Source organism: Thermoflexus sp. (genome assembly GCF_025055495.1).
Classification (GTDB): domain Bacteria; phylum Chloroflexota; class Anaerolineae; order Thermoflexales; family Thermoflexaceae; genus Thermoflexus.
Genome location: NZ_JANWXB010000426.1, coordinates 1 through 8162 on the forward strand (window position 1 = coordinate 1; position 8162 = coordinate 8162).

The window sequence follows — 8162 nt, forward strand, 5'->3', positions numbered from 1 at the left end:
GGGGGCCTTGGGCCCCTCGTACCGCCCCCGAAAACCCCCAAATGAAAAGTGGACAAAGCACTACCAACGGAGCGTGTTGGACTCCATCGATGGCCCCTTGGGCCGTGGGGAGGGGATTTTTCGTCAGCGTTGGGGGCAGGCGAGGCCGTTTCCTGACGCCAGGCCCGGATCCACACCTCTCCCCCGTACGGGCTGAATTTCCGGGCGTTATCCAGGAGGTTGTTCATCACCTGCTCGAGCTGAAGGGGATCTGCGTGCACCCTCCCTAGGTCCGGAGCGATCTCCAGACGCAAGCGCAATCTCGCCCGGGCCATCGCAGGCTCCCAGGATCGGACGATCTCCTCGAGCCATGGTCCGAAATCCAATTCTTGCAGGTGGAGGATTGATGGTTTCTGGAGATCCTGAAGGATCAGGAGTTGCTCGATCAACGCCCGTAAATGCCTTGCCCGGTCGCGGATCAGGGTGAGCTTCTCCAGAAGCCATGGGGGCAGCTCGCCGGAAGGCTCATCCAGGATGAGGTCCAGGTGGCCCAGGATGATCGCCAGGGGCATACGCAATTCATGGGAGACGTTTTGGATGATCTGTTCCCGCAACGCCAGCGCTTCCTGCAGCGCCTGGTTGAGGGTTTCGAGGCGGGCTGCCTGCTCCCGGGTGCGTTCCAGCAGCCGGGCGCTGTGAACCCCCAGGGCCAGCAGGTCTGCCACGCTATGAAGAAGGGCGCGGGTCTCGGCGTCGAAGGGGCGAGGGGAGCGCCAGATTACGTGGAGGACGCCCAGGGTTTCGCCCTGGCGGCGCATGGGGATGGCCGCATGGCTGTGGATCTTCTCGCGCTCCACGATCCAGCGGCTGAGGGGAGGATAGGGGTAACGAGCGCAATCCTCCACCCAAAGGGGCTCTCCTTGAGTTGCCACCCGGTTGGTGATGGTCTCCTCTACCCCTTCCCATACCGCCCGGGTGACCGGGGCGGCGGAGTAGCCCACTTCCACCACGACCCGGAGCCGTCCCGACCCGCCTTCGTCCGCGATGTAAACGCTGGCCCCGTCAGCGGGGAGAAGAGGGAGGATCACCTCCACCGCATGTCGCATCATACGGGGCAGTTCCCGTGGTTCTACCAGGGTTTGCGCGGTCGCGTAAAGGATCTGCAACCGCGCCGACTGATTCCGGAGATCCTCCAGGATCCGCGTTCGCTCCACCGCGATGGCGACATGCATGGCCGCTGCCTGGGCCAGTCGGATTTCCTCCTCGGAGAACATCCGGGGCCGGCGAACGCTGTCCAAGCCAATGGTGCCGATCACTTCCCCATGGATGACCATGGGAACGATCAGGAGGGACTGAATCCCCAGCTCAGCCAAGCGGAGGCCTACTGGACCCAATCGGGGATCAATGGCGGCCTGATGGATCTGAAGCGGGCGCTGGGTGGCCAGGATTTGCACCATCGAGGGGTTCTCGGCCGCCGGGATCATCAGCCCCAACCCGGAAGGGGTTCCGATCGGATTGTATTCCGCAACAACCAGGAGACGATCGCCGGGCTGCTGTCGCAGCGCGATCGCTCCCCGATCGACCCCCAGGGCCTGGACAAGTTCTGTGATCGCGACCTGGAGCACCTCCGGAAGCGTCAGGGGTTCGTGGACCGCGGTGAGCAGCCGGTTCAGGAGGGCCAGATGCTCCGCCTGCCGGCGCGTCTCCGCGATCAGGCGGGCCCGCAGGAGCGCGGCCGCCATCGCCTCGACCACCTGGTTCAGGAAGGGCATTTCCTCCAGCCCCGGAGCTCCCGGCGTTTTCCAGGCCACGCTTAGCGCTCCCAATACCTGTTCGCCTAATCGGATCGGGATATGGATGCTGGATCGATATCCGGCTGCATATAGCTGGGCCTCGATGAGGAACCCCAGCTCTGCGGACAGATCCGGGCTGATATGCGGGCGACCTGCCTGGATATCTGCCCCGGCTGCAGTTTGAGATAGGAGGAGCTGTTGCTCATGCGGAAGCTCAGGGGCCTCGGGATCATCGCTCCAGATGGTGAACGTTCCCCTCTCTGGATCCCGGAGCATCAGGCTGATCCGCTGGCCATTGGTCATGACGCGGATTTCAGCGGCGATCAGCGGGAAGGCCGCGAGGGGTTCGGGAAGCTCATTTAAGGCGCGCAGGATCCGGGTCAGAACTTCCCGGGCTTGATCCGCCCGCTTCTGCGCCGTGATGTCCACGATCACCCCTCGAAGCCGGACTCCGCCCCCTGCTGTTCTCACGGCCCGGATTCGATCTCGCACCCAGAGCGTTCGCCCAGCCGCGGTGATCATGCGATACTCCAGCGTGCGATCCTGACCCTCGGCGGCTGCGCGAGCGTAGGCCTCTACGACGCGAGCCCGATCCTCCGGATGAAGGCGATCCCACCAGAGGGCGAGCTTGCGCTCTCCATGTTGGATCGGAACGCCCAGAAGCCGCTCCGCATGCTGGCTGAGGAAGGTAATGCGCGGCGGATCGCCCTCGGCTTCCCAGACGATCCCATCCAGATCATGGACCAGTTCCTCGTATCGCTGATGGGATCGATAGAGCACGCCTTCTATGAGGCGCTGTTCCGTGAGATCTCGGCAGACAAGCGCCAGGCCGCGGATCGCCCGGTCCAGCCATACGGCCCGTCCGCTAACTTCCAGAACCCGCCAGGAGCCGTCCCGATGCCGGAAGCGTAATTCCAGGGTTGCGATCTCATTTGGGGCATGGAGCCTTTGCTGAAAGACTTCCACCGCGAGGGGAAGATCCTCCGGATGAAGGAGATCAAAGAGCCTTTCACCCGAGAGCTCTTCCGGAGGATATCCGAGGGTTCTCTGGATCGCAGGGCTTCCATAACGGATGGTTCCATCGGGGTTCAGGATCAGGAAGGTCTCATGAGCGTTCTCAATCAGGGCGTGGAGGATCGCGGGAGGGAGAGCGGATAGGGAGGAGAGGGAGGAGAGCATCGCGGCCACGACCTCCGGCAAGCGGGCCAGATCCTCTGACGATTTCAGGAGCACATCCTTCGCCCCTGCCCGGAACGCCGCTGCCACCTGCTGGGGAGAGCGCTCACGGGTGACCACCACCACAGGCACTCCAGGCCACCGCTGTTGAAGGAGGCTGAGCGCTTCGCTGCCCTTCATCCCCGGAAGTAACCATTCCGTGAGGATCAGATCGACGGCGCCGAGTCTCTCGAGGTGTTCCTCCTCCAGCAGCGTTTGCATGGAGATCAGCTCACTCTCAGGAACATCGCTCTGGAGACGTCGCTGAATCTCCCCGCGATCCTCTTCCCAGGGATCGATCAGCAGAACTCGCTTTCGCGTTCCCATTTTGCTTCCTCTTCATATGCGCCTGCAGACATAATTCTAACTCAGAGGGTATGCGCAACGCAGCGCTTCGTGTATCCTTAGGGGTTTGGGGTGGTGGGCGGACAGCGAAGCCCCCGCCCCACCACCCCCAACGTTTCTAAATCCCTCTCCCCACGCCGCGACGCGGCGTGGGGAGAGGGTGGGGGGAGGAGAATCAGGCCCTTTCCCGCCATCGGGCGGTTGGCTCTCTGGCTTGCACGAGTTTTGGACATGAGCCAAGATGTTTTCCCCTTTCCCGCGGCCTGAAGGGCCGCGGGAAGAAGCACTCGTTCTGAGGTATAGGACCGGATGAAAGACCTCACCCTGCTTGTGATGGTGGGCCCAATAGGGAATCACCTGCTGGAACAGCAAATGGGGCGGATTCTCCGGGTGGCGGCGCAGGAGACCATCCACCGGATTATGGATACCGGACGGGCGGCCCGGGTGATCCTGGCCGCTCCGGATCAGGCGGGTCTGGAATCGCTGGAAAAGGCCCCTTTCCCTCTGGAATGGGATCTGGATCGGGGGGATCGTTCTTTCGAATTCGGCGCCCGCCTGGCCGGGCTGATCCAGCGCCATCAGATCTCCCGCCTGCTTTACGTGGGGGCCGGCGCCGCGCCGTTGATGAGCACAGCGGGTTGGGAGGCGGTGCTAACAGCGTTTGCCGAAATGGAAGAGGGCCTGCTGACGAACAACCTGCACTCCAGCGACTGGATCGCGGTGGCCCCCGCGGAAGCGATCCTCGCCTATGCCCATCGGCTTCCCACCGACAATGCCATGGCATGGGTGCTCCATCGGGAGGCCGGGCTTCCGGCCCGGGTCTGGCCACGCTCCACTGCCTCGCTCCTGGATCTGGATACGCCTGTGGATGCCATGATTGTTGCCCAGCATCCCCAGGCGCCTCTCGCCCTTCGAGAGGCGGTGGCGCGAACCGGATGGGATCCTTCCCGGGTGCGGCAGATCCTGACGCTGTTGCGAACCCCCGGGAGCCGTCTGGTGCTGGCGGGGCGCGTTCCTTCATGGGCCTGGGCGGCCCTGGAGCGGCACGCTCAGATCTGGACCCGGGTGTTCAGTGAGGAGCGAGGGATGCAGGCCAGCGCCCGCATGCACCGGGGTGAGGTGCGATCGCTGGTGTATACTTACCTGCAGGCCGTCGGCCCTCGCCGATTCTTTGAAACCCTGGGGGAGCTGGCGGATGGGGCCCTGCTGGATATCCGGGTCTGGATGGCCGCGGCCGGCCGCTGGCCGGCGCCCGTAGATCGTTACGCGGCGGACCTCTTTGCCGTTCTGGAGATTCAAGATCCTGTGATTCGAGAATGGATCGAAGCGGCAGTTCAGGCTCCCTTAACGGTCCTGGTCGGCGGTCATACGCTGGTCGCTGCGGGTCTCGTCGCATTGCTGGAGGCCGCCCTGGGTGTTCCCTGCATCTCCCTGTAAGAGCTTATTCGAACTCTCAGGGGATTCTTGGATGCGGGGAGCCGTTTTCGGGAGCTTCCCTTGGGGGGAGAACGTTGAATCTTGGGCTGGGCCGGGGGCCGAAGGCGCCCAGCCCAGCCCCCAACAAGCGACGTGGGAAGAGGGGTAGGATGGGAAAATTGGGGATGGCGAGGCCGCCCGCCTCGCCCCCCTCCAACCCAGGTTTGTAGCAGAACGACGTCCCCTTGATCTGTGAATATGGGTGGTGAGGATGCTCTCCGTGGCCGAGGATGGGTGTGTCCTTCTATGGACAGCCTCTGGTTAAGAAAGGGGATCCGGAATGGGAGTCCGTCGGAAATGGATCGGGTTCAGCTTGCTGGTGGCTTTCCTGAGCCTGGGGGCCATCTGGGAGGGCCTTCATCGCCTTCCCCCGCGCTATGTGGCCCGACTGGTCCCGGAGCCCCTTCAGCCATGGTTCTGGCCCGCTCATCCGAAGGAAGTTCCCACGCCGATGGCGACGGTGTCCTTCGAACGGCTGGCCCCTCTCCTCACTCCGGGCGCTTCTCGTCCTTCTCCGACGCGGACCGCGCTTTCTTCCCCGACGCCAAGCCCTTCTCCGTCGCCGGCTCCCGCCCTCCCGCCGACGTCCACCCCTTCCCGCTCGATTCCCACGCCGACCATCACCCGGCCAGCGTTCCCGGGGCCGACCCAGGCGGCGCGGAACACCCCGGCGGCGCTGGATCAGGCCGATGTATTGCTCTACGGGGTGCGCCATGCGTTCCAGACCTGGAACAATTGTGGGCCGGCGACCCTGGCCATGGGGCTGAGCTTCTATGGGTGGCGGGGAACCCAACGGGAGGCGGCGGCGGTCTTGAAGCCGAACCCGGAGGACAAGAACGTCTCGCCGGAGGAAATGGCGGCCTTCGCCCGAAGCCTGGGGCTCGGCGCACGGGTGCGGGTGAACGGGGACCTCGAACTGCTCAAGCGGCTGCTGCGCGCTGGCTTCCCGGTCCTCATCGAGACCGGCTTCGAGCCGGATCCCAAACAGGGGTGGATGGGACACTACAGGCTCCTGATCGGCTACAGCGAGCGAGCAGGGCAATTCATCGTGATGGATTCCTATATGGGGCCGAATCAGGGTGTTCCGTATCCGGAGCTCGATCGCTACTGGCGACATTTCAACCGGACGTATCTCGTGATCTATCCGCCGGAAGCGGAGGGCCGTCTGCGGGAGCTGATCGGCCCGGTCTGGGATGACGACCGTCGGATGTGGGAGGAAACCCTGGCCCGGGCCCAGGAAGAGCTGGCGGCGAATCCTCAAGATGCCTTCGCCTGGTTCAACGCGGGCGCGGCGCTGTTTTATCTGGGGCGAGCGGAGGACGCGGCGACGGCGTTTGATCAGGCGCGGGCGTTGCGGTTGCCCTGGCGGGTCCTGTGGTATCGCTTCGAGCCCTTTGAGGCGTATCTCGCCGTCGGCCGCTACGCCGATGTGATCGCCCTGGCCGATGCGAACCTGAGGGTGACGCCTTACGTCGAGGAATGGTATGACTATAAGGGCCAGGCGTTGCTGGCGCTGGGGGATCGGGAGCGGGCAAGGGCGCTCTTCGAGCGGGCGCTGCAGTTCAACCCTAACTTCCAGGCCGCCCGGGCCCACCTGGCCGCCCTATCCCCGTGATTCGAACCCGGTTGCCCTTTTGCGTCGGGATGTGCGGGCGCAAGCCTGGGATCTGGAGGGAGCAGGCGGCGAAGCCGCCTACCCTCCTCTCCACAGCCCAAAGGGCCATGGATGTTTCCGAGGATGGGGAAGGCCGCCGAGGGCAGCCTTCCCCATCCTCGGAAAGCCTCTACTTGGGGATTACGCGATAAATCTAAAATCTCTCCCGCATCCTGATCAAGGGAGAAGGGAAGCTATGGACCCCGAGATCCGCAAGCGCACGCTGAGGTTGATTACTTATGGTCTTTACGTCCTCACCGCGGCGGATGGCGAGGAGATCGCCGCCGGGACCATCAACTGGCTCTCGCAGGCTTCTTTCAATCCCCCCTTAGTGATGGTAGGGATCAAGCGGGACAGCCATCTCCACGGGTTGATCGAGCGGACCGGTCGGTTTGCGATTAACATCCTGGGGGCTGGGCAGAAGGAGATCGCCGCTGCGTTCTTCCGCCCCACCCAGGTGGCGGAGGGGCGGCTGAATGGTTATCCCTTCGAACGGGGTCCGCAAACCGGCGCGCCGCTTCTTCTGGATCTGCCGGCATGGTTTGAGGCGCGGGTGACCGACGCGGTGCGTCGAGGGGATCATACCGTGTTCGTGGCCGAGGTCATCGAGGCCGGTCTGCGTGATCCCGAGGCGAAACCGCTGGTGATGTGGGATACCGGATGGTATTATGGGGGATAAATCCGGATCGCGAACTGGACGCTGCAGGCGGCAAAGCCTGCGCAGCGTTCTCCCATTTTTTAATGCTTAGGGGATTGGGCCGAGGACCCTCGGCCTCCGGCCCGGTGCCCCAGGGGTCTTCGGTATCCCAACACATCACAGTGAAGCCCCACTTTCACGCTCCGGGGAGGTCCTATGGTTCGGATCGTTACCGATAGCGGCGCGCACCTTCCGACGGAATTGTTTCAGGAATACGGCATCACCGTGGTCCCCCTCGTGGTGAACATGGGTGGACGGACCTACTATGAAGGAGAGGACCTCGATCTGGAGACGTTTTATCAATACTTGCGGACATCCCCGGCTCTCCCCACCACTTCCCAGCCGCCGGTGGGTCGGTTCTATGAGGTCTATCGTCAATTGAGCGAAGCAGGAGATCCCATCGTCTCGATCCATCTTTCCTCCGCGCTGAGCGGGACCTATGCGACGGCGGTGGCAGCCCGGGAGATGCTGCCGGAGGCGGAGATCCATGTGGTGGATACCCGCCTGATCTCTGTTCCTCAGGGGATCTTAGTGCTGGAAGCTGCACGCATGGCTCGCGCGGGGGCGACCGTGCGCGAGATCTTAGGGCGTCTGGAGTTCATGAAGGCGCACACAGTGTTCTATTTCATCCTGGATACCCTGGAGTATCTGGCCAAGGGAGGGCGGGTGAGCAATATCCAGGCGCTGGTGGGGAACCTGCTGCAGCTGAAGCCGATCCTCAAGCTCCACGAAGGTCGGATCGAGGCCCACGAGCGGGTGCGGACCACCCAGCGGGCTCGGGCCCGGCTGCAGGAATTGATCCGGGAATACGCCCAGGGGCGGCGGGATCTGCGGATCGGAGTGATGCACACCCGGCTTCCGGAGGTGGCGGAAGAGATCGCCCGCGCCCTGCGGGAGGAATTGCGGCCGACGGAGATCTTCATCGCTGAGGCCGGGCCGGCGGTGGCCACCCACGCTGGGCCGGGCGGATTGGGTTTGGCCTGTTATGGGGAACCGGCCTCCG

Annotated in this window: 5 protein-coding genes; 4 read left to right on the forward strand and 1 reads right to left on the reverse strand. The window is 63.8% G+C overall.

What is annotated here, in order from left to right; all coding sequences use genetic code 11:
* On the reverse strand, positions 1 to 3314 hold a 3314-nt coding region (locus tag NZM16_RS13800), incomplete at its 3' end, for a GAF domain-containing protein (protein ID WP_295480939.1).
* Positions 3315 to 3641: 327 nt separating this feature from the next.
* Between NZM16_RS13800 and NZM16_RS13805 the strand changes: the two genes are divergently transcribed.
* The 4 genes from NZM16_RS13805 to NZM16_RS13820 form a co-directional block, all read left to right on the forward strand.
* The gene (locus NZM16_RS13805; RefSeq protein WP_295453545.1) at positions 3642 to 4769 is read left to right on the forward strand and encodes a hypothetical protein; all 1128 of its coding nucleotides are present in this window, start codon (positions 3642 to 3644) and stop codon (positions 4767 to 4769) included.
* A gap of 319 nt (positions 4770 to 5088) precedes the next feature.
* Positions 5089 to 6423: a C39 family peptidase gene (locus tag NZM16_RS13810; protein ID WP_295480941.1), complete on the forward strand. Its 1335-nt coding sequence runs from the start codon at positions 5089 to 5091 to the stop codon at positions 6421 to 6423.
* 235 nt (positions 6424 to 6658) lie between these two features.
* Positions 6659 to 7141, forward strand: a complete 483-nt coding sequence (locus NZM16_RS13815) for a flavin reductase family protein (RefSeq protein WP_295453539.1) — start codon at positions 6659 to 6661, stop codon at positions 7139 to 7141.
* Between the two features lie 174 nt (positions 7142 to 7315).
* The coding region (locus NZM16_RS13820; RefSeq protein WP_295480943.1) for a DegV family protein at positions 7316 to 8162 on the forward strand (847 nt) is incomplete at its 3' end.